This is a genomic window from Neobacillus sp. C211, assembly GCF_051842875.1.
Classification (GTDB): domain Bacteria; phylum Bacillota; class Bacilli; order Bacillales; family Cytobacillaceae; genus Neobacillus.
This window is the reverse complement of the sequence record NZ_JBPXRO010000015.1, coordinates 54,200-80,284: the sequence shown is the minus strand read 5'-3', so window position 1 is coordinate 80,284 and position 26,085 is coordinate 54,200. Positions and strand designations below refer to the sequence as shown.

Here is a 26,085-nt window from a genome sequence, read left to right as displayed (position 1 = left end):
GATAAATCAAAACTAGGGAGGAGCATGAAAAGTGGAAAAGAAATTTATTAAGCTCCAAACAGAGATACCTGGGCCGGTATCAAAGGATCTGTTGGAGCGGAGAAATAAATATGTACCAAAAGGAATCAGCAATAATTGCCATTCCTTTGTGAAAAAAGCAACAGGAGCCCTTGTCGAGGATGTAGATGGTAATTCGTATATTGATTTTGCTGGTGCGATTGGTACTTTAAACGTCGGGCATACGCATCCAAGAGTAGTAAGGGCGCTTCAAGAGCAGGCAAGTCAATTTATTCACACGTGCTTTAACGTCATGATGTACGAATCATATATTAATTTAGCTGAAAGACTTTGCAAGCTTGCTCCGGGAAATTTTGATAAACAGGCTGCTTTTTTTAACAGTGGTGCGGAAGCCGTTGAAAATGCAGTGAAAATTGCTAGGAAATATACGAAACGCCAAGGAATCGTCTCATTTACCCGTGGCTTCCATGGCCGAACGTTAATGACCATGACAATGACAAGTAAAGTAAAACCATATAAGTTCGGCTTCGGCCCATTTGCACCAGAGGTCTATAAGGCTCCATATCCATATGTATACAGACGCCCTGAAGGAATGACCGAACAGCAATATAGTGCGATGATCATTGAGCAATTTGAGCAGTTTTTACTAGCTGAAGTGGCTCCAGAGACGATAGCAGCTGTCGTGATGGAACCAGTTCAAGGGGAAGGTGGATTTATAGTGCCTGACACCGCCTTTGTTCAACGAGTAAGAGAAATTTGCAGTCAGCATGGAATTTTGTTTATTGCCGATGAAATTCAAACGGGATTTGCCCGAACTGGAAAGTATTTTGCGATTGAACATTTTGATGTCATTCCTGATTTAATTACGATTTCGAAATCTATGGGAGCGGGTGTGCCAATCAGTGGTGTGATTGGCAGGGCGGAAATTATGGATGCCGTTGACCCTGGAGAAATTGGTGGAACCTATTCAGGAAGTCCGCTCGGCTGCCGTGCAGCGTTGACTGTTTTAGATATCATTGAGAGTGAAAATCTCAATGATCGAGCAAGAATATTGGGAGACAGGGTAATTGAAAAAATGCAGTTTTTAGCGGGACGCTTCGAATGCGTTGGAGATGTTCGAGGCTTAGGTGCGATGTGCGCGATGGAAATTGTTAAGGACGGACAATCGAAAACTCCTGATAAGGAGACGGTTGGGAAAATTGTAAAAGCTGCAGCTGAACGGGGGCTTATGTTACTTAGTGCCGGGCTTTATGGTAACGTCATTCGCATTCTGATGCCGTTAACGATAACGGACGATCAGCTTGAAGAAGGATTGCAAATTCTTGAAGAAGCGTTTGAAGCAGTTTTGGTGAATGATTATGTCATATCTGGTGGGAGGTAATGAAATGGATAAAGTAGGGCAAAAATTTCAAATCTATCCTATGTATCTTAATGGAGAATGGGTTGGAAATGATTATGAAGTTTATACTGAAATCATAAATCCGGCAACAAAGGAAGTTGTCGGGGCTGTGCCACTGGGTGGTGCTTATGAAGCGAAGAAGGCTGTCGATGCTGCCCACAAGGCTTTCAAAACCTGGTCGAAAAAAACCGCGGAGGAGCGCTATAAACTCCTCATGAAATGGTACCAATTAATAGAAGAAAACAAACATGAAATTGCTAGGATCATGACGATAGAGCAAGGAAAACCATTAAATGAGGCTCTTGGAGAGGTCCAGTATGCGAATGGGTTTATCTCTTGGTATGCAGAAGAAGGCAAACGGATTTACGGTGAAACAATTCCAGCCTCTCACCCTAATAAAAGAATATTAGTTAGGAAAGAACCAGTTGGTGTGGTTGCAGCGATTACTCCGTGGAACTTCCCAGCAGCGATGATTACTAGAAAAGTAGCCCCAGCGCTTGCTGCAGGGTGTACGGCTGTGGTGAAACCAGCAAACCAAACCCCGCTTACGGCTTTGAAAATGGTGGAGCTTGCCCATGAAGCAGGGATTCCTTCCGGGGTGTTAAACGTGATTACCGGTAGATCGTCAGAAATTGGTGAAGTATGGCTGAAGGACCCGCGTGTGACGAAAATTACCTTTACTGGTTCGACAGAGGTTGGAAAAACGCTGATGCGTGGTGCTGCTGAAAATGTAAAAAAGGTATCGCTTGAGCTTGGAGGGAATGCCCCATTTATCGTTATGGATGATGCAAATTTAGCAAAAGCTGCTGTAGGACTTGTTCAATCGAAATTCCGCAACGCCGGTCAAACCTGTATTTGTACCAATCGAGTTTATGTGCAGGAGGGAATAGCTGCCCAATTCATTAAACTTTTCCAAGCAGAATTAGAAAAGCTTAAGGTCGGCAACGGATTGGAAGAGGGAACGGATATCGGTCCTTTAATCGATAAAGCTGCATATAAAAAAGTAGAGGGGCTTGTCACTGATGCGCTGAAAAAGGGTGGAAAGGTCGCTTATAGCGGGCTCAAACCTGCTGAAGAAAACGGCTATTTCTATGCCCCTACGATATTGACTGATATTAACGATGATATGGAATGTATGAAGGATGAAATCTTTGGGCCACTGGCTCCAATCTCGATCTTCAAAACGGAAGAGGAAGTCATTGAACGGGCCAACGATTCTTGTTATGGGTTGGCAGCGTATGTTTATACAGAAAACTTAAATCGTTCCTTTAGAATCACAGAGCAGCTTGAGTACGGAATTATTGGACTTAATGACGCTTTGCCTTCAGCTGTTCAAGTTCCATTCGGCGGCTATAAAGAAAGCGGCCTCGGTCGTGAAGGCGGTCATTACGGGATCGAAGAGTTTTTAGAAGTGAAATATATATCCATTGGTTTGGATTAATAGCATTCGCTTTTAACTCGCCCTGTTTGGCAGTATTCATTGCGCGAAAGCGATGAAACGTTCAGGCCTTTGGGAACCACGCCTTACACAAAAAAGGATAAAAATCACCAAAATTGCAAAAAACGCCTTCAAAAGTCATTTTTGAGGGCGTTTTTTTGACGTTTCGCTCTAAAATGACCTCAAAAGTGAAAAATGGAGATTCGCTTTATTTCTACAATGGAAATTCAAGTAAAATAGCATTGTTTTTTTTCGAATCCTTGCGGGTAACCATTTTTTATTTTTGTTGCATTTTACCAATATAATAAAAAAGCATAAAAAGTATGTTCCTTTCTTTATAGAAAAGATTGTCAAACATCATTGAAATATATGCCACGATCTGTGAGAACTTCTATTTGAATAGTTCATATTTAGCTATATTAATATATTTTTGTCGAAATATGGAATTATTGACAATTAAAAACAGCCATAATATAATCTGAATTAACTTAAAACTTTCAAAAACAATCATAAATCACCAATAACGTTCAAATAAACCTTCAAAAATAATCATTGAAATGATTTTATTTTCAAAGAGATGAAAACGGTAACAGAGGGGTTTATACCTAATAATCTAGTAGAAAGGATTTATAGATCTATTTGTACAACCTAAAAATTTTTTTAAGGAGGTGATGTAATTAAAACTGAAAGCGATAACAAATTTAACTTTTTTTAAGTAATCTTTAAGTTTATAAAAACTAGGGGGATCATAATGAGAAAAAATGTAAAAATGCTATTATTACTAGTTTTAATGTTTGTAATGGTTGTGATGACTGCGTGTACTAGTGCTAGTGAATCATCAAGTGAATCTACGAAAGATAACAAGGAGCAAAAAGGTGACAAAAAGTTAACAATTGGATTAACTGTGGGTACTTTGGCCAATCCTTTCTTTGTTGCCATGTCAAAAGGAGTTGAAGAAGCAGGGAAAAAATTAGGTGCAGATGTTTTTGTTGAAAGTGCTGAATATGATCTCGCAAAACAAACTTCTCAAATTGAAAACTTCATTACAAAAAAAGTAGATGTTATTTTATTAAATGCTGTTGATACAAAAGGAATTGCAGCAGCTGTTCAACAGGCAAAAGACGCTGGTATTCCTGTAATCGCTGTAGATACGAATGCTGATGGTGGTGTCGATGCTACTGTTACATCGGATAACTATCAAGCTGGTAAACTAGCTGGAGAATATGTCATTGAACAATTAGGTGGAAAAGGAAACATTGCTATTATTGATGGACCACCTGTTTCAGCAGTAACAGACCGTATTAAAGGGTTTGAGGATGCTATTAAAGATTCTAAAATTAAAATAGTAGCGAAGCAAAACGGCGAAGGAAATCGTGAAAAGGCATTAACCGTTATGGAAAGTATTTTACAAGCGAATCCATCAGGCTCTATTGACGCCGTATTTGCGATCAATGACCCTGAAGCAATCGGTGTTGAAATTGCTCAAGAGCAAGCTGATCGTAAAGATGAATTTTTCATTGTGGGTGTAGATGGTGCTCCTGAAGTGACAGAAGCGATGGCAAAAAAGGGAAGTACTATTAAGGCAACTTCCGCGCAATCACCAAGCGATATGGTGAAAAAGGCTGTTGAAATTGGAATGAAAGTGAAAAATGGTGAAGATGTAGAAGATCTTATTAAAGTTCCGGTTAAACTTGTTACTCAAGATAAATTAGATTCTTACCAAGGGTGGTAAGCCTCCTCTAATCAAAAGGGCTGATAAGGAAAGACCCCTTATTCAGCCTTTTTATAAAATTAAAAAAAGGGGTGAGATAAAAGTATGGCTGTTACAGAAAGGTTATTGAAGGTTCAGCATGGTCATAAAAATCCAGTGTTAAATATGGAGGGAATTGGTAAAACGTTCTCAGGTGTAACCGTATTAAACAATGTGAAAATTGAACTTTATCCAGGTGAAGTACATGCCTTAATGGGTGAGAATGGAGCCGGAAAGTCAACTTTTATGAAAATATTAGCAGGGATCTATACACCTGATAATAATGGTGGAAAGATCTATTTTAAAGGTCAGCCAACTTTGTGGAAGGATCCTGTTGATGCAAGGAACAAAGGAATAAATGTTATTCATCAGGAGTTAAGCCTTTCTCCCAATTTGACGATTAGTGAAAATATCTTAATGGGTTCAACCTTTCCGAGAAATCGGTTAGGGATGGTTAAGTGGGGAGAGGTGCATAAAAGTGCACAAAAGGTGTTGGATTCAATGGGTTCTAATCTTGACCCACGCCAATTGGTTTCAACCCTAAGCGTTGCTCAACAACAAATGGTGGAGATCGCCCGAGCATTATCCTTTAAGGCAGAGGTTCTTATCATGGATGAACCAACAGCCTCTTTAACAGATAAAGAAATTATGAAACTATTTGATATTATTGAGGATTTAAAAAAACAGGGTGTTGCCATCGTTTATATTTCTCATAGAATGGAAGAAATCTTTACAATTGCTAATAGATTTACTGTCTTACGTGACGGTGAGTGGATTGCAAGTGGCCCCATTGAAGAGACAAACCCTGATCATCTTGTGAAGCTTATGGTAGGTCGTGATTTAAAAGATTTGTTTAATCGAGATAAGTCTTCTGATCCTAAAAAACTTTCAAAAAGCAGTTCCCCTGTTCTAGAACTGAGAAATGTTTCAGATAACACCATTGTTAAAAACGTTTCGTTAAAAATTTATCCAGGTGAAATTATTGGTTTAGCAGGGCTTGTAGGTGCGGGGAGAACAGAGTTAGTTAGGGCTCTATTTGGTGCATCTGAGTTAGTAAGTGGCGAAATATTTGTAGACGGAAAGTCTGTTAAAATACAATCCCCTATAGATGCAATGGCTAATGGGATTGCACATGTACCTGAAAGCAGGAAAGAGCAAGGATTATTTTTATCTATGTCTGTAAAAGAGAATATTTTAATGGCAGAGTTGAAAAAGCATACGAAGGCTGGAATTGTTAGTTGGAAAGAAGTGAATGCTACCGCTGATCGTTATATAAAAGAACTAAACATAAAAATTGCCTCACCGGAACAGCAGGTATCGAACTTAAGTGGAGGTAATCAACAAAAAGTTGTGATCGCTAGATGGCTGTCCATCGGACCTAAAGTATTACTGCTTGATGAACCCACGAGAGGTGTGGATATTGGGGCAAAGACTGAAATACATAAAATTGTTTCGAAGCTTGCCGAAAATGGCTTGGCAGTTTTAATGATTTCATCTGAGCTTCCTGAAGTATTAGGTGTTAGTGATCGAATCCTCGTCATGTGCGAAGGAAGGTTAACAGGAGAACTATTGAGAGAAGAAGCCACACAGGAAAAAATTATGTACTTAGCTACTAGGGGGGAGTAAAGAAAATGAGGGGAAATACTCAAACAATATCACAAAGAGAAAGCCTTCATGTTGGGAAGGTCCTTCACGGATTATGGAATCGATTGGGTATGATCATGATTTTAATCTTATTATGCGTTGTCCTTTCTTTTACCGCGCCTAATTTCTTAGAAACGGCCAATATGTTAAATGTATTAAAGCAAGTTTCCATCATTGCTGTGCTAGCTGCTGGAATGACAATTGTGATATTAACTGGTGGAATTGATTTGTCGGTCGGGTCAACAGTTGCTTTATCCGGCGTTATTTCAGTTATGGTCTCTTCAGCAGGAGTTAACCCCGTTATTGCCATGATATCAGGTGTGGCTGTAGGGTATGCAGTAGGACTAATAAATGGATTTTTCACTGCTAAAACAAAATTACCAGCATTTATTGTTACATTAGGTAGTTTCACCTATGTTCGAGGTCTTGCTTATGTCATTAGTGGTGGTTATCCGATTGTTTTACAAAATGAAACGTTCAAATTCATTGGCGGCGGAGCTATCTTCGGAATACCAACTCCTATCTATATCATGTTTTTTGTTTATATCGTTATGTTTTATGTTTTAAAGTATACCATGTTTGGCCGCCATATTTATGCCATTGGTGGCAATGAAGAAGCAGCACGATTAACAGGGATTAAGGTTGAGAAGTCATTAATTAATGTGTATTCCATCAGTGGATTATTAGCAGGTTTAGGTGGGGTCGTTTTAGCTGGCAGGTTGTATTCTGGTCAACCAACTGCAGGACAAATGTATGAGTTAGATGCAATTGCCGCGGTTATTTTGGGTGGAACTAGTCTAACAGGTGGTAAAGGAAAGATACAAGCAACGATCATTGGGGTATTAATTATGGGCGTTATTAGTAATGGCTTAACTCTAATGGACGTTAACTATTATTGGCAGCTTGTTGTCAAAGGTGGAGTAATTGTTGCCGCGGTATTATTAGACCGCTTACGTGGAAATAGTGCAGCTTAATGGAATTCAACAGATGTATTTAATAATGTAGAGTACAAGAGTAATAAAGGTAAAAAAAGATAAAATATCTTTCCATTAAGTGTATTTTTTCATTGGAAGTAAGACATTTTAAAGGCTGTCGAATGATCGACAGCCTTCATTCTCCATGCAATTTTGCGATCAAAAAGGGGGTATTTGATGAAGTACTTGCTTGGAATAGATCTTGGAACATCTAGTGTGAAGACATGCCTGATTGACTATACTGGAACAGAGTGTTTTTCAGATAGTGAGGTATATAGCATAAATACTCCAGCAAGAAATTGGGCAGAACAAGATCCTGAAGAATGGTGGAGAGCTACAAAGAAGACCATACAGCATTGTTTACAAAAAGTGGGGAGATATGAGGTTGAAATTACTGGAATTGGTTTTTCTGGACAAATGCATGGTTTAGTAATACTTGATAAAGACAAACAAGTAATAAGACCAGCGATCATTTGGTGTGACCAAAGAAGTCAGCAGCAAATCCACTCCATACATAATAAAATAAATAAGGAAGAAGTAGAAAGGCAAACACTGAATTCACTTTCTCCTGGTTTTTTACTGCCTTCTTTAATGTGGATAAAAGAACATGAACCTTTTAATTATGAAAAAATAGATAAAGTGGTTTTACCTAAAGATTATATACGTTACAGAATAACTGGTGAGATTGGTACAGATTCAACAGATGCTTGTGGAACATTAATATTTAATATAGAAAGAAGAGAATGGGCTGAAGATCTAATTAAAAAGTTAGGGATAAATAGGAACCTTTTTCCACTATGCCGTGAGCCATACGAGATCGCGGGTTACGTAACTCGAATTGCAGCCGATGAAACTGGATTGAAATTAGCAACCCCTGTCGTATATGGTGGAGGGGATCAGCCGATGCAGGCTGTTGGGAATGGCATCCTTTCTTCGGGGACAATTTCCTGTACGATTGGAACAGGAGGACAGTTATTTTCACCTGTAAATCAACCAGTTCATGACAGACTATATCGAACAAATACATTCTGTCATGTGAAAAACTGGTACATATTAGGTGCTAATTTAAGTGCAGGACTATCATTAAAATGGTTAATGGAAAATATTTTATATATCGCAGACTTTACTAAGTTAAACAAAGAAACTAGTAAGATTCCATCAGGAAGTGAAAAGTTACTCTTCCTACCATATTTAAATGGAGACAGAACACCCCATATGGATGCTAATGCTAAAGGGATGTTTTTTGGACTTCAATTAAAGCACAATCGTTACCACATGTTGAGAGCGGTGATGGAAGGTGTTGCTTTTTCATTGCGTGATTCATTAGAGATTTTTAATGAACTGCAAATACCTGTTGAGCAGGTTATCGCTTCAGGTGGATTTATCCAAAGTGATTTATGGATGCAAATTGTAGCAGACGTTTTTCAAAAAAGTATATGTACTACCTTGACGAAGGAACATGCCTGTAAAGGAGCAGCAATTATGGCAGCTGTAGGTACAAAAGTCTTCAATTCAATGGAAGAAGCTGTAAGTGAAATGGTAAAAAAGAGTGATAGACTAGTAGAGCCAAATGAAAAGAATGGATATGTATATAATGAGCAATATGAGCTATTTAAATCTCTCTATATACAAAATAGGGAACTGTTTATGATCTAGATCTAGATCTAGATACTTTGTATTCTAAATTAATAGAAGCGGTAAGAATGGAGAGTGGAAAATAAATGAATAGAACATCCCGCTCAGTTATGTGTGTTGGAGAGCTGTTAATCGATTTTTTCTGTACAGATATTGATGTTAATTTAAAAGAAGGTGATCATTTCCTAAAGAAGGCTGGAGGTGCCCCAGCGAATGTAGCAGCTGCAATTTCAAGGCTAGGTGGGGTGGCGAGTCTTATTGGGAAAGTAGGAAATGACCCATTTGGATCATTCTTGATAGAAACTTTAAACGAGGTGGGTGTAGATACATCGATGGTTGTTACCGATGATTTAGCACCAACAACCTTAGCATTTGTTTCTCTCCAAGCAGACGGTGAAAGGGATTTTGTATTCAATAGAGGAGCAGATCAACATCTAACAGACGAAAACTTAAATTTAGATAGACTAAGTAGAGCAAAAATACTACACTTTGGATCCGCAACAGCGTTACTTGATAACCCTTTTAAAACAACCTACTTTAATGCAATGAACTTTGCGCAAAATAGTGGAATATTCCTATCATTTGACCCTAATTTCCGTAAGGATTTATGGAAAAATAGAATAGAAGAATTTATTAGTTTAGCTAGAAAAGGTATATCCATGGCTGATTTTGTAAAAGTAAGTGAAGAGGAGCTTGAACTTATCACAGGAAAAATGGATAGGTATGAAGGAATAGAGAAGCTCCATCATTTGGGAGCGAAAATTGTGGCTGTGACTCTTGGAAGTGAAGGAACTCTTCTTTCAAATGGAAATGATGTGGGTGTAATAAACAGTATAGAAATAAATTCAATTGACTCTACCGGTGCTGGTGATGCATTTGTCGGTGCTGCTTTATATCAGTTTGCAAACTTGGAGTCCATTAATACAATTCTTAATGATTTTAGTAAACTGAAAGAGATCATTCTATTTGCAAATAAAGTAGGGGCACTTGTATGTACAAGGGTAGGAGCGATATCTTCCTTACCAAACGAAGAGGATATATTAAAAATTTAGTCATTTTTACTCATGCAGTAAGTTTAAAGAGTCTGATTACAAGAATAAGATAGAGTCATTCTTAAAGCAGTGACATTTATATTCAGCAAAGAAAGGAATCGTGGCATGATCTGCCGTGGTTCCTTTTTAAATGAAGGCTGAGAAATAAAAAAATGCCGTGCCGATTTAGTTGGTTTTTTTTACTATTTTTTTATAACGGTAATCCATTATTAACCCCTAAATTTATACGATATAAAAGTTTTTTATATGTGGTTATAATTTTATATCATTTTATTTATTTCAATAATTACATTATTCTTAGACATATAAATACTTCTCTAATGAGAAACAGAATCATGGGGGATATTGTGCATGGAAATACAGAAAACCCAAAAAAATTCTTGTCGATACTTTCATGGTCCAAATCTTGGCTATAAAATGGAAAATTTGGGTTATGTAAATGGTTCCATAAAACATTTTTTGTATTGGGATGGAAAATGAAGTCGTTAGTTTCTTTCACTGTCAACTAGTTATATGTAAGATCCAGAAACTTAATTATTAGAAGACTAAGAGCCTTTATAGTGTGTGTCAATTAAAGCTATCTCGTAGAAGATGGTGCCAGTAGTTAAATAGGGGAGTATATTATGGAAGCAAAATATTGTAAAGAATCACGAGTTATAAGAACAAGTCGTGTATTTCCAAATGACGTAAACAATCACCATACATTATTTGGAGGAAAATTAATGAGTGATGTGGACCAGGTAGCTTCTATTTCTGCGGCTCGCCATAGTCGCAGGGAATGTGTAACTGCTTCAACCGATTCAGTTGACTTCTTATATCCTGTTCGTACAACAGATTCGGTTTGTTTTGAATCATATGTGACATGGACAGGGACGTCGTCTATGGAGATTTTTGTGAAAATTATTGCTGAAGATTTAAAAAGTGGTGAACGTACAATTGCAGCAACAGCTCTATTAACATTTGTCGCACTTGATGAACATAAACGTCCAACACATGTTCCACAGGTTATTCCGGAAACAGAAGAAGAGAAAAAATTGCATGAGACCGCACCAGAGCGAGCAAGAGTTCGCAAAGAAAGAAAACAAAAGAGCAAAAAATTAGCTGCTTTTTTAACAACAAATTATCCTTAAGGTCAACAAAGCTTATGTTAATTTAGTTAACGAATAGTATATTTTTCTCTTCTTATAACAGAAAAACTTCACTAAACAACGGTTCAGTGAAGTTTTTTCGTCATTGAGACTATGCAAGGACTCTCTCAAGTATATCAATGTCTAACCTGTTTCCATCCAATAAGGATCCATCTGCTGCCTCCCCGGCCACTTCCCCTAAGCCCTCGTCTTCGATGAATTGAGCCAGCATCGAACGAACGGCTTCATCATCATCTATTATATGAAAAAGTAACAAATCAGCCTTTCTCCATTAAATGATTGGCCGATAAACGGATAGTGAAAATGGACCCTGTTCCTTCTAATCTATTCTGCACTGTAATATCACCTTCAAGTTGTTCAACTATCTCCTTTACAAAGGATAATCCCATTCCCGTTGATGGATTTCCGGAATAATCATATTTAGTGGTAAACCCGGGCTTGAAAATTAAATTTTTATGTTTCTGGATAAAACCAGGGCCATTATCTTTGATCTGGAATTTAACCAAATGGTTTTCCCTTTCAATACTAATGGTAATCTTGCCCGTTTTATCGATGGCTTCTACGGCGTTAGTGACGATATTATTGATAATCGATAAAAGGGTAAAAACATGGTAAGGGGGATGAGCTCCTGTAATGGAATATTCAACTTGAATATTTTTTCCAAGGATACTGGCATATTTTTCATTTGTTCGTTTGGTAATGGAAACTAGTTCAACCAGGTTCATATAATCTGTAAAACTTTCATCAGAAATAAGTTTTGAAAGTCCCGCATAAATACGTTGGTTATCTTTTTTTATTTCATGGACTTCGCCGGCTATTGTCAATGCCTGCCTGCCGAGGTCCTTGACTGTATGGGCAGTCGTCCCTTCGATTTGCAAAACATTTAAGCATTTGTATAGATCATATGATTTTTTTGTGATGTTTTCAGCATCTAGCAATGTTTTTTTTAAATGAATTGATTCCTCGTATAAATTGGAAATGAGCATGAGCATATGCTCATTTTGTTTTCTTATATGTTTTTCCCTTGCCTGTGCCTCATATAACTGCATGATCGTGAAAAAGCTGACAACCAGAAAGCTATGTGAAATCGCCATAATCAGAATTTCGCTAAGTGCTGCCAATTTAATCGTTATTCCCAATACAAAATATTGCATCAGTATCTCTGTCAAATCCGACAATATTTCGATGGTGATGCCAATCAATCCAATTAAAATAGGACGGTGATAAAATCGGTTTACTTTTGCCAAATAAAATAAACAAGCATAGGCAAAATAAAAGAAAAAACTAGGAAAATTAGCTTCAAAAGAGGAAGTCAAATTCATATTACCTTGGTTGATGAATTCTAGTAAAATGCGAAAGACCACAACTTGTATAGCTGTCAATAAACCAGACAAAATAGCAGGAATTTTTCGGAACAATAACAAAAAGAATAAAAATATTGGTACACCAAAACTGACCCGGAACGTTTCATTAATCGGATAGAAATTTAATTCACCCGCCAAAGGGACTGTTATCATCATCAAAACCAGAATGAATAGGTCTTTTTTTACTAAAGGACTGATGTTCAAGCAGATCACTTCCTAATTTTTCTGAAAATTAGTATACAGATAGATTGGCCACAATACAATGCAAACTTTATTATTAGATACTCCAATTTTGTTCGAGTAAAAAATTAAACGAAAGATAAAAAAATTTCTGTAGGTTTTTGTTATCTTTTGTAGTTCTAATTATAGAATCAATAATATCATTTCATCGGAAAATAGAAAGCGTTTTCTTTTGAGCGTGAAATGTTTTCCCTAAAAAAGAATTTAGAAAGAGAGGGTTGGAAGCGTTGATTCACATGATTAAAAAAAAGGAAAAAGATCAAATCGGGAACCAAAAGCAGGATTGGTTGGATGAATGGGTGGATCATTATCGTTCCTATGGTACAGAAGGACGATGTGCAAGCTACATTCCTGCTTTGGGAAAGGCAAACCCGTCACAATTAGGTATTTGTATCGTAGGATCAAATGGACTAGTGGTCAAGTCGGGTGATTGGCAAGTCCCTTTCACATTACAGAGTATCTCAAAAGTGATCAGCTTTATAGCGGCATGTGTAAGTCGCGGAATTCCTTATGTGTTAGATCGGGTCGATGTGGAACCAACTGGAGATGCCTTTAACTCCATTATCCGCCTTGAAATGCATAAACCAGGTAAGCCGTTTAATCCCATGATCAATGCAGGAGCAATTACCATCGCATCACTGCTTCCGGGAGAATCATCAAAAAATAAATTGGAGTTTCTTTACAAATTTATCGAAAAAATGATAGGGAAACGTCCGAACATCAATGCGGAGGTTTTTCAGTCAGAATGGCAGACTGCCAATCGAAATAGAGCAATAGCCTATTATTTAAAAGAGACAGGTTTTTTAGAATCAGAGGTGGATGAAGCTTTAGAAGTTTATCTGAAGGTGTGTTCCTTAGAAGTAAATACGGAAGATATAGCCCTGATTGGAATGATTCTTGCTCATGATGGATATCACCCAATTCAAAAACAACAAGTACTGCCTGTTGAAGTGGCCAGACTTTCCAAAGCCTTAATGCTTACCTGTGGAATGTACAATGCTTCAGGCAAATTTGCCGCATTTGTAGGAGTACCAGCCAAAAGCGGGGTATCGGGAGGTATTTTAGCAACAGTTCCCCCAAGTATGAAAAGAGAACTGCCTTTTCAAGATGGATGTGGAATTGGTATTTATGGACCAGCTATTGATCAGTATGGCAATAGCCTGACGGGTGTTAAGCTATTGAAACATCTATCGCAAGAATGGAATCTGTGTATTTTCTAAAAACATTCTTATCAGAAAGATGTAATCGTCGAATTGTATAAAAATACGAATGTTCATGGAAGATTTCATTGGACATTTGAAAAATTTATACGAAACTAAGAAAACGATGCAATAAAACTTTTATTATTTAAATTATGGGGTGATATTAATGGCATTAACAAATACTGTAGAAAACCTAGCTGAAGAACAGAAAAAAGAAAAGGAATCTCTAGATTTATTTCTTTCTACACAAACGGTCATAAAAGAGGCGTTGGATAAATTAGGTTATTCAAATAATGAATTTGAATTATTCAAAGAACCTCTCCGAATGCTCACTGTCCGCATACCTGTAAAAATGGATGATGGTTCGATCAAAGTGTTTACCGGTTATCGTTCCCAACATAATGATGCAGTAGGTCCGACAAAAGGAGGCATCCGCTTTCACCCAGAAGTGAACGAAGAAGAGGTAAAAGCCTTGTCTATTTGGATGAGTTTAAAGTGCGGCATTGCGAACCTCCCTTTCGGAGGTGGAAAAGGCGGCATTAAGTGTGACCCGAGAATAATGTCGTTTGCAGAACTGGAAAGATTGAGTCGTGGTTATGTTCGTGCCATCAGCCAAATTGTCGGGCCTACAAAAGATATACCGGCACCCGATGTATATACAAACTCTCAAATCATGGCTTGGATGATGGATGAGTATAGCCGCCTTCGTGAATTCGATTCTCCAGGATTCATTACGGGCAAGCCCCTTGTTTTAGGGGGGTCAAATGGACGTGAAACGGCAACCGCCCGGGGTGTAACCATTTGTATTGAAGAAGCGGTAAAGAAAAAAAACATTGAATTGCAAGGTGCCCGCATAGTGATTCAAGGTTTTGGGAATGCAGGAAGCTTTTTGGCCAAATTCATGCATGATGCTGGAGCAAAAGTGATTGGTATTTCGGATGCATATGGTGCTCTTTATGATCCACAAGGGCTTAATATTGATTACCTGCTCGATCGACGCGATAGTTTTGGTACAGTAACAACTTTATTTAACAATGTTATCACGAATCAAGAATTACTGGAAAAAGAATGTGACATTCTGGTGCCGGCTGCCATTTCCAACCAAATTACAGCACAAAACGCTAATCGTATTAAAGCTTCCATCGTAGTGGAGGCAGCTAACGGGCCAACAACCCTTGAAGCAACCAAAATTTTGGATGAAAGAGGAATCCTCCTTGTTCCGGATATATTGGCAAGTGCAGGTGGTGTCACCGTATCTTACTTTGAATGGGTTCAGAACAATCAAGGATTTTATTGGTCAGAGGAAGAGGTGGCTGAAAAATTACGAAAAGTAATGGTCGATTCTTTTGAAAATATTTATCAAACAACACATGACCATCAAGTTAATATGCGCCTAGCAGCGTATATGGTTGGTATAAGAAAACTGGCTGAAGCCTCACATTTCCGGGGCTGGATCTAAAATGCGAGATTTTTTACAATTATATGGAAGAAGGAGATTTTCTTGTGGATTATCACTGTCCATTCAAAAAACAATCTAAACATGTTTGAGTTTGACACTGAAGAAGAAGCAAAAGAAGCTTTCGAAAAAATGAAGGGCTCTAAAATTCTTACTGAGATCCTTTAAATGTCGAAGATCCACTAGCGGGTCTAGATATTCAACGTAAGACAAGTTTTGTAGACTATATTAAAGGGAACAAATCAATGAGCCCCAAATTGGTTAGGTTAGAGGGTCATCTCACATGCCCATTAAGCTAACAAAATGGGGTCTTTTTTTCAATGGTTTCTTTCCACAGCGAAAAAAGAAACATTTTCTTCCGCTGCATAAGCATCCATGTCTATACGGAGATCAGCTAACGCTGCAAATGATGCTGATGCAATAAACCCTGTTAAAAAATGATCTTTTATTAAGATTCCAGCAGCAGGTGGCACCATCGCCGGCACTGACCTACTTCGATTCGAACCATTTCTATCAAACTGATGTCCTAATTACTTCAATATAAACTACTAAATTTTAAAAAGGGGTGGTAAAATGCAACAATTACTACAAAATATGGTTAGTGTAACAAATGATTTCCTTTGGTCAAAATTATTAATTATTATGCTTGTTTCTTGCGGGATTTATTTCACATTTAAAACGAAATTTGTACAATTCCGCATGTTAAAGGAAATGGTCCGTGTTTTAATGGAAGGGAAAACTGGCTCTAAAGACAGCATTTCCCCATTTCAAGCGTTCTGTATCGGTATGGCCGCTCGGGTTGGAACAGGTAATATCACAGGAATTGCGATTGCGATTGCATTAGGCGGTCCTGGAGCGGTATTCTGGATGTGGATTATTGCTATTATTAGCTCAGCATCCAGCTTTATCGAAAGTACGTTAGCGCAAGTATATAAAGTAAAAGATAAAAATGGTTTCCGCGGCGGCCCATCCTATTATATGGAAAAAGGATTAAACAAACGTTGGATGGGAGTATTATTCTCCATTTTAATTACGCTTGCTTTCGGTCTTGTATTCAATTCTGTACAATCAAATACCGTTACAATTGCTTTTGAGAACTCATTCGGTACAGATCGTTTAACTGTAGGGATTATCATGGCACTTGCTTTCGCTGCGATTATCTTTGGCGGTGTGACGCGTATTGCAAAAATGGCTGAATACAAGGTAATGATTCTAGCTGTGTTATACATCGGTGTTGCATTATTTGTTGTAGCTACGAACATAACAAAAATGCCGGAAATTCTTTCTCTTATTGTTCAAAACGCATTTGGCTTTAAACAAATAGCAGGCGGTTCAATCGGCGCAGCGCTCATGAATGGAGTTAAACGTGGTTTATTCTCGAATGAAGCTGGTATGGGGAGTGCGCCAAACGTTGCCGCAACAGCAACAACAAGTCATCCGGTGAAACAAGGACTTATTCAAGCATTTGGCGTATTAACGGATACACTGGTCGTCTGTACAAGCACAGCATTTATTATTTTGCTTTCTGATGCTTACAAACAACCAGGGCTAAGTGGTATTGCCCTTACACAAGCAGCATTAAGTGAACACATCGGTTCCTGGGCATCAGGCTGTCTTGCTATCTTTGTTTTCCTATTTGGATTCGGTGCGTTAATTGGTAACTATTATTATGGGGAAACAAATATTCGATTTTTACACAAAAGTAAAGTATGGGTGATACTATACCGAATAAGCGTGTTAGCCATGATTGTATTCGGTTCCATTGCAAAGGTCCAGTTTGTATGGGATTTAGCGGATTTATTTATGGGCTTTATGGTTATCATAAACTTGATTGCTATTACATTACTAGCAAAAATAGCCTTTGCTACTTTAACGGATTACATGAAACAGAAAAAAGCTGGTAAAGATCCTGTCTTTTATAAAGATTGTATTAAAAATCATGAAGGCATTGAATGTTGGGAGCACACTCCAGCTACTTCAAGTTCAAAAAAGGAAAAAGCGATGTAAATAATACAAAAAGATGTTCAGATACAGAACACGGGCCAACAAGCTTATCATCGATGGAAAACGGGAGAGATGACAGCTGTGAAGGCGAGAAAAATAACATTATATAATAGAAGGAACTCGTAAAAAAAAGTTGCCTTTGCTCAACGAGAGCAAAGGCTTTTATTAATTGGGAATACTTTATCATAATCACCAGCTTTATATATTTATATATCTTAATGTCTACTAACGTGTATTCAAAATTCTAAAACGGAGTTCCTTTTAGTAAAAATGAAATCTTGCTTTGAGTAATAATTTAGATTCACATGGAGAAAATAAGAAGGAAAAATCAATCACCAATAGGAGGAAAAAACAATGACAATGGTACAAGACATTATGACAAAGGATGTTAAGGTGTGTGCATCACATGACTCTGTGACAGTAGCCGCAAAAATAATGCGTGATATCAACTGTGGTTCTGTTCCAGTTTGTGAAGGTAGAAAAGTTGTTGGAATGATTACAGATCGTGATATTGTATTGAATTGTGTAGCTGATGGGAAAGACTGCAATTCCGTTCATTGCCATGATTGTATGACTTCGGATGTAATCACTTGCTCGCCTGATACAGATGTACATGAATGTGCTCGTATGATGGCAGACCATCAAATCCGTCGCATTCCAGTTGTACAAAATGGTGAAATGATTGGTATTTGTGCTATTGGTGATCTATCAACAGTCAACATTCATGTAAACGAAGCTGGAGAAGCATTAAGTCATATTTCTGAACAGATTCAATAGGAATGTTAGTTACATCCATTCCACCTGTAAAAAGCTATTAAAGAAAAACCAAAACAAGACAATAATTGGGATAAACCTAAAAGTACTTAAAAATGGTTTATTCCTTTTTTCTTTAATAACTTTTAAATTACCAATACAATTTTGTTAACAATATTGACAGAAAAGAGTAACTATCTTATTATTCTAATTGTTAACCTATTGTTGATTTTGGTTTACAATTAGTATTACCCAGGTTGGGAGGTAGAAGATATGCAAGAGGGAAAGTATTATAGCATTAGAATGAGAGCTTCCAAGAATGGACCTCATGAACATGGAGGAAAGCATATATCCGGTGGAGAACTACTTTCAACATATAGCAATATGAAACATGGAGTGAATGCTTTATTGGAAAAGGGCTTAACTCATTCAAGAGGAAACCCAGATTTTATGCAGATTCAGTTTGAATCTATTAACGAGCCTATAAAACTAGTTAAGCCATTACAAATTGCGACAAATGAAGTGGAATCAGTAGATGAAGGGCAATCATTCGCCAGGAGACTTTTGGAGAGAGAGGGGATCCCAAGAAAGAGCATTGAAAAAGCGTATCAACTGATGACTGAATATTCAGTAATCAGGGGTGCTATTTTGATTGATATTCATTCAGGTGAACGAATTGATGAACGGAAAGAAAAGGGCTTGCGTGTTTCCAGAATGGACTGGTTGGACACGAATTTTGAAAAATGGGCTGACTACTATAAGATGCCTAAGAATTCCAGAGTGAGGGAGGCACTTGTACTTGCAACAAAGGTGAATGAGCATCCAGCTACTGTCGCAGAATTATGTTGGTCAGATGATCCTGAGTACATAACAGGCTATGTAGCTAGTAAAAAGATAGGCTATCAACGCATTACAAAATTAAAAAAATACGGAGATGAACACGGCTGTCGAATCTTCTTTGTGGATGGCTTAAGCGATCTTCATTCATACATACACTACCTAGAAAAACAGCCAATTTTTATTCAATGGGAGGAAGAGAATGACACAAGAGCTAATTGAAAAAAGTAAAAAGTATCTTTGGCTGCCTTTCACTCAAATGAAAGATTATGATGAAAATCCTTTCATTATTGAGAGTGGAAACGGAATTAAAGTAAAAGACATTTATGGTAAGGAATATTATGATGGATTTTCTGCTTTGTGGCTCAATATACATGGCCACCGAAAAAAAGAATTGGATCAAGCGATTAAGAAACAACTTGAAAAAATAGCCCACTCTACATTGTTGGGGATGACAAATGTTCCAGCAACAGAGCTTGCTGAAAAACTAATTGAAATAAGTCCTGAAAAGTTAACACGTGTCTTTTATTCAGATAGTGGAGCAGAAGCGATGGAAATTGCTCTTAAGATAGCGTTTCAATATTGGATGAATATTGGTAGGCCAGAGAAACAAAAATTTATAGCGATGCAAAATGGCTATCATGGCGATACGATTGGGGCCGTTAGTGTTGGTTCAATCGAGCTTTACCATCAAGTGTACGGCCCATTAATGTTTGAGAGCTTTAAAGCACCAATTCCTAACACATATCACTCTAAGAGTGGTGATCCTGTACAGTGCCGCGATGAATGTTTAGATATACTTGAACAGCTCCTGATTGAAAATCACCAAGAAATAGCTGCACTTACTATTGAATCAATGGTCCAAGGAGCCGGAGGTATGATTGTGATGCCAGAAGGATTTTTGGCAGGTGTACGTAAGCTTTGTACAAAATATGATGTTTTAATGATTGTTGATGAAGTAGCAGCGGGATTTGGACGTACGGGGAAAATGTTTGCCTGTGAACACGAAGGTGTTCAACCAGACATAATGGCAGTTGGGAAAGGGATTACAGGAGGCTATTTGCCAATTGCTGCTACATTGACAACAGAGGAAATCTATATGGCATTCTATGATGACTACGAAAAGTTAAAAACGTTGTTCCACGGTCATTCTTATACAGGAAATCAGCTTGGATGTGCAGTTGCAATTGAAAATTTACGTTTGTTTGAATCTGAAAATATTGTAGAACAGGTAGCCAAAAAGGCAGAGTATCTCCATTTACTCCTACAAGAGCTGCAATCGCTTCCGCACGTTGGGGATATTAGGCAACTTGGTTTTATGTGTGGAATAGAGCTTGTTTACTCAAAGGAAACAAAGGAGCCCTTTTCTGCTCATAAACGAGTAGGTTATCAGGTTACTTTAAAAATGAGAGAGCTTGGTATGTTAACGAGACCATTAGGTGATGTCATTGTATTTTTTCCTCCGCTTGTTAGTACTAGGGAAGAAATTAAAGCGATGGTCATGATCATGAAAGAAGCCATCAATGAGGTAACAAATGGGGTGACGAGTGTTGGAGCTTGATAGATGGTTAAGCCATCGATTAGACAAGACCAAAAAGGCTGGTTTGTATCGAAAGTTTCGAACAATGAATACGGCTCCGCTTCCTGAGATGTTGATTGATGGTCAGAGACAGATCGTCTTTTCATCAAATAATTATTTAGGGCTGGCGAATGATCGACGATTGGTTTATGCGGCAGAAACGAGCCTACATGATTTTGGAGTAGGAAGCAGTGGCTCAAGGTTAACGACAGGTCACACTGAATGGCATCAAAAACTTGAAGAAAGAATTGCAAGCTTCAAGCAAACGGAGAAAGCTCTCCTGTTTTCAAGCGGTTATTTAGCGAATGTCGGTGTGCTATCGTCATTGCCTGAAAAAGGGGATGTCATTTTAAGTGATCAATTAAATCATGCCAGTATTATCGATGGCTGCCGGCTATCCAATGCTGACACAGTCATTTATAGCCATGTCGATATGGGTGATCTTGAAGAAAAGTTGAAGGAAACAGCGTCATATCAGCGGCGTTTTATTGTAACAGATGGAGTATTTAGTATGGATGGTACGATTGCACCTCTTGATCAGATGCTCTCACTTGCTAAACGCTATCATGCCTACGTTATTGTTGATGATGCACACGCAACAGGTGTTTTGGGGGAAAATGGCAGGGGTACAAGTGAATATTTTGGTGTTCATCCTGATGTGTTGATTGGAACCTTAAGCAAGGCTGTTGGTACGGAGGGTGGTTTTGTTGCTGGTTCGAAGGTGTTAATTGATTTTCTGTTAAACCATGCGAGAACCTTTATTTTTCAAACAGCCATGCCGCCGGCAATATGTGCTGCTTCGTATGCAGCCATAGAGATAATTGAAGATAGTAAAGAAATACGCCAACTGTTATTTTCAAATGTAAAAAAAATAAAAATCAGTCTTGAAGAAATGGGTTATACCGTGAAGGGGGATCTTACACCGATTATTCCTGTAATCATTGGGGATACCGAAAAGGCTGTACAATTTGCGGAAAAATTACAGGAAAAAGGAATACATGCACCAGCGATTCGTCCACCAACCGTCCCAATTGGAGAAAGTCGTATCCGGTTAACAGTCTCCTCCGACCATGGTTCAAAAGAAATCGATTACTTGCTAGAGTCCTTTAATTTCATCGGAAAAGAGTTGAATATGATTAAATGAACGGTTTTTTTGTAACAGGAACAGATACAGGAGTTGGAAAAACCATTATTTCTAGTGGACTTGCAGCTGTATTAAAAGAGAAAAATGTGGATGTTGGCGTATTTAAGCCATTGTTGAGCGGTACTTCACGTGAAGATCCAGAAAGTGATACAAGCTTACTGAAGCAATTGTCACAAACATCTTTATCCTATGAAGAGATTACCCCTTTTGAATTTAAAGAACCACTTGCACCGTATGTTGCAGGGAAGCTAGAAGGGAAGATAGTGGGGATTGAAGATGTATTAAGTCACTGGGAAAAGATTAGAGGAAAACATGAATTTTTCATCGTAGAAGGTGCTGGCGGTATTTCAGTCCCACTGGGTGAACATTTCTTAGTTAGTGACTTAATTCAGGCGTTACAGTTGCCAATTGTGCTTGTAGCCCGACCTAATCTTGGTACAGTAAATCATATTTTTCTAACGGTTCAATACGCAAAAAGCCTAGGTCTGACGATTGCCGGAATCGTGATCAACGGCATAAGTGAATGTCCTGATCTTGCGGAAAAAACAAACCCGAAACTAATTGAAGAGTTATGTGGTGTGCCTATATTAGGCATCACACCTAAACTTAAAGAAATAACAAAAGATAACATTCAAAAAATGGTAAAGGATCACATAGATGTGACATTACTAATCAATCAAATGGAGGTAGGAAAATGAATAAATGGATGGAACTTGCAGATCAAGTGTTAGATGGGAAGGAAGTAACAAATTAGGAGGCCCTTTCAATCTTAGAATGTCCAGATGAGATAAATTTAAGAGTTTAACAGAGATGTGAGTTACACAGCTCGGTTAAACGATCGTGATCGTATTTTAGGGGGCGTGACATGACAACCGATTTAAATCAAACCATACCATTTACATTTACTTCTCCTGAGTTTTTTAAAAATCCTTATCCATTTTACGATAAGCTGCGTTCCATTCATCCGATCTATTGGGGAAATCTATTAAAATATCCAGGATGGTACGTGACAGGATACGAAGAGGCGATAGCGATTCTTAAAGATACTAGATTTAAAAATCGCACCCCGCTGCCTCAGACTTCAAAAAAATATGAGCGGCTAAAAAACACCCAAAATGACATGATGCTTTTTAAAAATCAACCAGACCATAAGCGGCTGCGTTTACTGGTTAGTAACGTATTTACTCCTAGAATGGTGGAACATCTTCGTCCTTATATCCAAGAAACGGTAAACGATTTACTGCAACAGTTTCAAAATAAGAAAACAATGGATGTGGTTTCCGATTTAGCGTTTCCTTTAGCAAGTCTCATTATAGCGAAAATAATAGGAGTACCTCAAGAAGAGCGATATCAATTTAGAGAATGGGCGGCAAGCTTAATTCAAACCATTGATTTTACCCGTTCGAGAAAGGCGTTAGACAATGGGAATGCAATTACTATAATCTTAAGGGATTATTTTAAAGAACTGATTAAAAGACGGAAACACAGCCCTGAAGAGGACCTTATCAGCTTGTTAATAAAGGAGGAACAGCAAGGGGACAGGTTAACAGACGAGGAATTATTGGCAACCTGCATTTTACTTGTTATTGCCGGTCATGAGACAACAGTCAATCTTATTAGCAATTCAATCCTTACCTTATTGAAACATCCTCATCAACTGATGGACCTAAAGGAAAAACCATTACTTATTGAAGGGGCGGTTGAGGAGTTTTTGCGCTATGAGAGTCCAACACAGATGACCGCTCGGATTGCTTCGGAGGATATCGAGATCCATCAAACAACTATTAAAAAAGGCGACCAGGTATATATCCTTTTGGGGGCTGCCAATCGCGATCCGAATAAATTCCATGATCCTCATTTATTCGACATAACGAGGAATCCGAATCCCCATCTTGCATTTGGATATGGCACGCATTTTTGTTTAGGTGCCCCGTTGGCACGGTTAGAAACACAAATTACGATTAAATCACTCCTGGTTTGGAAAGACAACCTTCAATTAGCGGCTCCTGACTTGCAATGGCGAAAAATGATTGGGTTTAGATCGTTAAACGAACTGCAAATTATATTTGACTGAGTTAGGATTAAGAGATTGCATATTTGGAATGGTGAATACGTACGGTAAAAGAAAACGGACACAAACTTGGACTAACCTAAGTAAATAAGATAATATATACGTTTATGAAGTGAATGTCTATAAAAAAGATCAATCCCTTATTAAAATGGATTGATCTTTTTATCAAATTCTAGCTTTTATATCCAAAGCTTAAAAAGTCCTTCATTAATTCCTAAATTATACATATAATAGATTCCAAACATGACACTAATTGCTCCTGTTATCAGGATAAGGCTGCGACTTAATTTTAAACGTTTCTTGCTCATTACAAATGGAATGCCGAGAATCGTTGTGAATATTAACATACCTATTGTTGTACCTACTCCAAATATAAAAATATACAAAACACCTTGCCAAACTGTGTCAACCGCGCTCATCGTAAGTAGTACCAATGCCGCACTTCCTGCAAGTCCATGAACAAATCCAATGAACAATGATTTAAAATAGGATACATCTTTCTTGTTCAAATGATCATTCTTTGAATGTTCTTCTTTTAGATGAGAGTGTTGTTTGTGCTTTCTAAATGTAAGTAAGCTCGTAATACCTAAATAGATAAGCATAATACCTACAAGAAATTCTAATGACATGGACCATTTATCCGACAAATCATTTTTCATTAGGATTAATATAATCCCAAGGATAAAAAGAGTGGCAGTATGTCCAATGCCCCAAAATACCCCTGCTAGAGAGGCATGCCATAACTTTTTGCTATTACTGGCAATAGTTGATACGGCAATGACATGATCAGGTTCAATCGCATGTTTAATCCCCAAAATGAACCCAAGTGCCAACACGGAAAACAAAGTAATCTCCATCAAGATCCTCCCTTAAACTATTTCTCTGTTTAATTCGATACCCTTGTTGAATACTGAATCCAAATTTTACACCTTAATATTTTCTAAGAAAGCTTGGGGTTGTATCAAACCATTCATGACTAATCATATGATGGACATTCTTAAATATTCTTTCAATTTCCTGTGTTGAGTTTGCTAAAACCCGTACGGTAAATCCTTTAACAGCTAATTGGGATAATCCAACTTTATAGGTATTCGTTTCTGATTGGATCACATGATATAACCGATCCAGTAGCTCAGAGGTGGTTTGTTCCCCGATAACTAGCATAGAGCCCAAGTGAGAAAAACCTTCCATAAGTCCAATCGTTTCCACATTATGGTTTGCTGGACTTAACTTAATATGATCATAAGTCACAAGTTCATGATCCATGTATATTTCATTCATTAATTGAAGCCGGTCATAGCTAAATCTTTTCCCATCTGGAGACCAGCCTGGCGTAATAATATCTGAATAAAGAAACGTAGCGCCTTTTTCCATGTGGATGACATTTTTTTGTTTATATCGCGCTTGTCGATAGGCAATCAAAGGATCGGGAGTATACTCCAAAAAGCTGCCTTTCTTCAAAAAGATTTCCGTTTCCTGATATGCATGTGTATGGGGGGTTCTATACACTTTCGTAGCAGACTGTGTCGTTAATGTGAGTCTAGCCTGTTTCTCTAATGCAATTTGTATGCGGTATCGATCACCGTCTAAATAGCCTCCCCCAGGGTTTAAAATATAATAGCAGACTTGTCCCGAATCGTTGTGATAAATAGGGCGCATTACTTTCAATGCGCCCTGGAAATATACACTTTTTGCAACTGTCTTTCCTTTTCGATTTTCAACAGCTAAACGTAATTCTCCTGTCCAACCTGTCATTCTAAGCCAATCCCTTTAAAAGGGTGTCCTGCTTGATCCAGTTGATGACTTCATCAAGCCCCGAATTATTTTTTAAATTTGTAAAGACAAACGGTTTATCGCCCCGAAAAACCTTAGTATCTGATTCCATTACATCTAAGCTTGCGCCAACAAAGGGAGCTAAATCTGTTTTATTAATAATAAATAAATCAGATTTAATCATTCCCTGTCCGCCTTTTCTTGGAATTTTTTCACCTTGGGCTACATCAATGATATAGATAGAAAAATCAACTAACTCCGGGCTAAATGTGGCCGCAAGATTATCTCCTCCACTTTCAACAAAAATAAGTTCAACATCCGGATGTTTCTCTTTTAATTCATCGATGGCTGCAAAATTCATTGAGGCATCTTCGCGGATTGCTGTATGAGGGCATCCACCTGTTTCAACACCGATGATACGATCAGAAGGTAAAACTCCATTTTGCATAAGGAATTTAGCATCTTCCTTTGTATAAATATCATTTGTCACAACTGCCATGCTAATTTCTCCATCTAAATCTCGGGTAATCTTCTCAATTAACAGTGTTTTTCCTGCTCCAACAGGACCGCCTACGCCAATTTTTATCGGTTCCATTTCAACACG

Annotated in this window: 23 protein-coding genes; 17 read left to right on the top strand and 6 right to left on the bottom strand. The window is 37.9% G+C overall.

Going from position 1 to position 26,085, the window contains the following annotated elements; all coding sequences use genetic code 11:
- Nucleotides 1-31 precede the first annotated feature (31 nt).
- The 8 genes from gabT (at nt 32) to ACSU6B_RS15580 (ending at nt 11,040) form a co-directional block, all read left to right on the top strand.
- The gene (gene gabT / locus ACSU6B_RS15615) at nt 32-1,399 is read left to right on the top strand and encodes a 4-aminobutyrate--2-oxoglutarate transaminase (protein ID WP_410886531.1); all 1,368 of its coding nucleotides are present in this window, start codon (nt 32-34) and stop codon (nt 1,397-1,399) included.
- Nucleotides 1,400-1,439: 40 nt separating this feature from the next.
- Entirely contained in the window at nt 1,440-2,858 is a 1,419-nt protein-coding gene (locus ACSU6B_RS15610) for an NAD-dependent succinate-semialdehyde dehydrogenase (RefSeq protein WP_410886647.1), read from the top strand.
- A gap of 748 nt (nt 2,859-3,606) precedes the next feature.
- Nucleotides 3,607-4,587: an ABC transporter substrate-binding protein gene (locus ACSU6B_RS15605; protein WP_410886529.1), complete on the top strand. Its 981-nt coding sequence runs from the start codon at nt 3,607-3,609 to the stop codon at nt 4,585-4,587.
- Nucleotides 4,588-4,671: 84 nt separating this feature from the next.
- A complete protein-coding gene (locus tag ACSU6B_RS15600; RefSeq protein WP_410886527.1) occupies nt 4,672-6,231 on the top strand; it encodes a sugar ABC transporter ATP-binding protein in 1,560 nt (519 codons plus the stop codon).
- Nucleotides 6,232-6,320: 89 nt separating this feature from the next.
- Nucleotides 6,321-7,223, top strand: a complete 903-nt coding sequence (locus ACSU6B_RS15595) for an ABC transporter permease (RefSeq protein ID WP_410886645.1) — start codon at nt 6,321-6,323, stop codon at nt 7,221-7,223.
- A gap of 177 nt (nt 7,224-7,400) precedes the next feature.
- The gene (xylB, locus tag ACSU6B_RS15590) at nt 7,401-8,879 is read left to right on the top strand and encodes a xylulokinase (RefSeq protein WP_410886525.1); all 1,479 of its coding nucleotides are present in this window, start codon (nt 7,401-7,403) and stop codon (nt 8,877-8,879) included.
- A 65-nt stretch (nt 8,880-8,944) separates the two neighbouring features.
- Nucleotides 8,945-9,910 carry a carbohydrate kinase family protein gene (locus tag ACSU6B_RS15585; protein WP_410886523.1) on the top strand — a complete coding sequence of 322 codons (966 nt, stop codon included), beginning with the start codon at nt 8,945-8,947 and terminating at the stop codon, nt 9,908-9,910.
- Nucleotides 9,911-10,533: 623 nt separating this feature from the next.
- Nucleotides 10,534-11,040: an acyl-CoA thioesterase gene (locus ACSU6B_RS15580; protein ID WP_410886521.1), complete on the top strand. Its 507-nt coding sequence runs from the start codon at nt 10,534-10,536 to the stop codon at nt 11,038-11,040.
- A 109-nt stretch (nt 11,041-11,149) separates the two neighbouring features.
- On the opposite strand, the gene ACSU6B_RS15575 is transcribed toward ACSU6B_RS15580, so the two are convergent.
- Together ACSU6B_RS15575 and ACSU6B_RS15570 are read right to left on the bottom strand one after the other, a co-directional pair.
- The gene (locus ACSU6B_RS15575) at nt 11,150-11,314 is read right to left on the bottom strand and encodes a hypothetical protein (RefSeq protein WP_215002110.1); all 165 of its coding nucleotides are present in this window, start codon (nt 11,312-11,314) and stop codon (nt 11,150-11,152) included.
- A gap of 1 nt (nt 11,315) precedes the next feature.
- Nucleotides 11,316-12,635: an ATP-binding protein gene (locus ACSU6B_RS15570; RefSeq protein ID WP_410886519.1), complete on the bottom strand. Its 1,320-nt coding sequence runs from the start codon at nt 12,633-12,635 to the stop codon at nt 11,316-11,318.
- A gap of 263 nt (nt 12,636-12,898) precedes the next feature.
- Here ACSU6B_RS15570 and ACSU6B_RS15565 point away from each other — a divergent pair, with 263 nt between their 5' ends.
- Together ACSU6B_RS15565 and ACSU6B_RS15560 are read left to right on the top strand one after the other, a co-directional pair.
- Nucleotides 12,899-13,882: a glutaminase gene (locus ACSU6B_RS15565; protein WP_410886517.1), complete on the top strand. Its 984-nt coding sequence runs from the start codon at nt 12,899-12,901 to the stop codon at nt 13,880-13,882.
- A 148-nt stretch (nt 13,883-14,030) separates the two neighbouring features.
- Entirely contained in the window at nt 14,031-15,323 is a 1,293-nt protein-coding gene (locus tag ACSU6B_RS15560) for a Glu/Leu/Phe/Val family dehydrogenase (RefSeq protein ID WP_410886515.1), read from the top strand.
- Between the two features lie 314 nt (nt 15,324-15,637).
- Here ACSU6B_RS15560 and ACSU6B_RS15555 read toward each other — a convergent pair whose 3' ends face one another.
- A complete protein-coding gene (locus ACSU6B_RS15555; RefSeq protein WP_215002116.1) occupies nt 15,638-15,805 on the bottom strand; it encodes a hypothetical protein in 168 nt (55 codons plus the stop codon).
- 88 nt (nt 15,806-15,893) lie between these two features.
- Between ACSU6B_RS15555 and ACSU6B_RS15550 the strand changes: the two genes are divergently transcribed.
- The 7 genes from ACSU6B_RS15550 to ACSU6B_RS15520 all read left to right on the top strand — a co-directional run bounded on the left by ACSU6B_RS15550 (nt 15,894) and on the right by ACSU6B_RS15520 (nt 23,711).
- The gene (locus ACSU6B_RS15550; RefSeq protein ID WP_410886513.1) at nt 15,894-17,327 is read left to right on the top strand and encodes an alanine/glycine:cation symporter family protein; all 1,434 of its coding nucleotides are present in this window, start codon (nt 15,894-15,896) and stop codon (nt 17,325-17,327) included.
- A 351-nt stretch (nt 17,328-17,678) separates the two neighbouring features.
- On the top strand, nt 17,679-18,101 hold the full coding sequence (locus ACSU6B_RS15545; RefSeq protein WP_215016824.1) for a CBS domain-containing protein: 423 nt from the start codon (nt 17,679-17,681) through the stop codon (nt 18,099-18,101).
- 249 nt (nt 18,102-18,350) lie between these two features.
- Complete coding sequence (bioW, locus tag ACSU6B_RS15540) at nt 18,351-19,136, top strand: 6-carboxyhexanoate--CoA ligase (protein ID WP_410886511.1); 786 nt, start codon at nt 18,351-18,353, stop codon at nt 19,134-19,136.
- Nucleotides 19,117-20,475, top strand: a complete 1,359-nt coding sequence (bioA, locus tag ACSU6B_RS15535; RefSeq protein ID WP_410886509.1) for an adenosylmethionine--8-amino-7-oxononanoate transaminase — start codon at nt 19,117-19,119, stop codon at nt 20,473-20,475. Before bioW ends, bioA begins: the two co-directional genes overlap by 20 nt.
- Nucleotides 20,465-21,637 carry an 8-amino-7-oxononanoate synthase gene (gene bioF / locus ACSU6B_RS15530; protein WP_410886507.1) on the top strand — a complete coding sequence of 391 codons (1,173 nt, stop codon included), beginning with the start codon at nt 20,465-20,467 and terminating at the stop codon, nt 21,635-21,637. Before bioA ends, bioF begins: the two co-directional genes overlap by 11 nt.
- Nucleotides 21,634-22,335, top strand: a complete 702-nt coding sequence (gene bioD, locus ACSU6B_RS15525; RefSeq protein ID WP_215002128.1) for a dethiobiotin synthase — start codon at nt 21,634-21,636, stop codon at nt 22,333-22,335. Before bioF ends, bioD begins: the two co-directional genes overlap by 4 nt.
- Nucleotides 22,336-22,502: 167 nt before the next feature.
- Nucleotides 22,503-23,711 carry a cytochrome P450 gene (locus ACSU6B_RS15520; protein ID WP_410886505.1) on the top strand — a complete coding sequence of 403 codons (1,209 nt, stop codon included), beginning with the start codon at nt 22,503-22,505 and terminating at the stop codon, nt 23,709-23,711.
- Between the two features lie 176 nt (nt 23,712-23,887).
- Here the strand turns inward: ACSU6B_RS15520 and ACSU6B_RS15515 are convergent, their stop codons facing one another.
- The 3 genes from ACSU6B_RS15515 to ureG form a co-directional block, all read right to left on the bottom strand.
- The gene (locus ACSU6B_RS15515; protein WP_410886503.1) at nt 23,888-24,565 is read right to left on the bottom strand and encodes a sulfite exporter TauE/SafE family protein; all 678 of its coding nucleotides are present in this window, start codon (nt 24,563-24,565) and stop codon (nt 23,888-23,890) included.
- Nucleotides 24,566-24,638: 73 nt separating this feature from the next.
- Nucleotides 24,639-25,463 carry an urease accessory protein UreD gene (locus ACSU6B_RS15510; RefSeq protein ID WP_215002135.1) on the bottom strand — a complete coding sequence of 275 codons (825 nt, stop codon included), beginning with the start codon at nt 25,461-25,463 and terminating at the stop codon, nt 24,639-24,641.
- A gap of 1 nt (nt 25,464) precedes the next feature.
- A complete protein-coding gene (gene ureG, locus ACSU6B_RS15505; protein ID WP_410886500.1) occupies nt 25,465-26,076 on the bottom strand; it encodes an urease accessory protein UreG in 612 nt (203 codons plus the stop codon).
- Between the last annotated feature and the right edge of the window lie 9 nt (nt 26,077-26,085).

What these genes read in the sequence shown, in the direction of transcription:
- ACSU6B_RS15610 (WP_410886647.1), top strand. Translation starts at nt 1,440, where the DNA reads ATGTATCTTAATGGAGAATGGGTTGGAAATGATTATGAAGTTTATACT.
- ACSU6B_RS15605 (WP_410886529.1), top strand. Translation starts at nt 3,607, where the DNA reads ATGAGAAAAAATGTAAAAATGCTATTATTACTAGTTTTAATGTTTGTA.
- ACSU6B_RS15600 (WP_410886527.1), top strand. Translation starts at nt 4,672, where the DNA reads ATGGCTGTTACAGAAAGGTTATTGAAGGTTCAGCATGGTCATAAAAAT.
- ACSU6B_RS15595 (WP_410886645.1), top strand. Translation starts at nt 6,321, where the DNA reads ATGATCATGATTTTAATCTTATTATGCGTTGTCCTTTCTTTTACCGCG.
- xylB (WP_410886525.1), top strand. Translation starts at nt 7,401, where the DNA reads ATGAAGTACTTGCTTGGAATAGATCTTGGAACATCTAGTGTGAAGACA.
- ACSU6B_RS15585 (WP_410886523.1), top strand. Translation starts at nt 8,945, where the DNA reads ATGAATAGAACATCCCGCTCAGTTATGTGTGTTGGAGAGCTGTTAATC.
- ACSU6B_RS15580 (WP_410886521.1), top strand. Translation starts at nt 10,534, where the DNA reads ATGGAAGCAAAATATTGTAAAGAATCACGAGTTATAAGAACAAGTCGT.
- ACSU6B_RS15565 (WP_410886517.1), top strand. Translation starts at nt 12,899, where the DNA reads ATGATTAAAAAAAAGGAAAAAGATCAAATCGGGAACCAAAAGCAGGAT.
- ACSU6B_RS15560 (WP_410886515.1), top strand. Translation starts at nt 14,031, where the DNA reads ATGGCATTAACAAATACTGTAGAAAACCTAGCTGAAGAACAGAAAAAA.
- ACSU6B_RS15550 (WP_410886513.1), top strand. Translation starts at nt 15,894, where the DNA reads ATGCAACAATTACTACAAAATATGGTTAGTGTAACAAATGATTTCCTT.
- ACSU6B_RS15545 (WP_215016824.1), top strand. Translation starts at nt 17,679, where the DNA reads ATGACAATGGTACAAGACATTATGACAAAGGATGTTAAGGTGTGTGCA.
- bioW (WP_410886511.1), top strand. Translation starts at nt 18,351, where the DNA reads ATGCAAGAGGGAAAGTATTATAGCATTAGAATGAGAGCTTCCAAGAAT.
- bioA (WP_410886509.1), top strand. Translation starts at nt 19,117, where the DNA reads ATGACACAAGAGCTAATTGAAAAAAGTAAAAAGTATCTTTGGCTGCCT.
- bioD (WP_215002128.1), top strand. Translation starts at nt 21,634, where the DNA reads ATGAACGGTTTTTTTGTAACAGGAACAGATACAGGAGTTGGAAAAACC.
- ACSU6B_RS15520 (WP_410886505.1), top strand. Translation starts at nt 22,503, where the DNA reads ATGACAACCGATTTAAATCAAACCATACCATTTACATTTACTTCTCCT.
- ACSU6B_RS15515 (WP_410886503.1), bottom strand. Translation starts at nt 24,565, where the DNA reads ATGGAGATTACTTTGTTTTCCGTGTTGGCACTTGGGTTCATTTTGGGG.
- ACSU6B_RS15510 (WP_215002135.1), bottom strand. Translation starts at nt 25,463, where the DNA reads ATGACAGGTTGGACAGGAGAATTACGTTTAGCTGTTGAAAATCGAAAA.
- ureG (WP_410886500.1), bottom strand. Translation starts at nt 26,076, where the DNA reads ATGGAACCGATAAAAATTGGCGTAGGCGGTCCTGTTGGAGCAGGAAAA.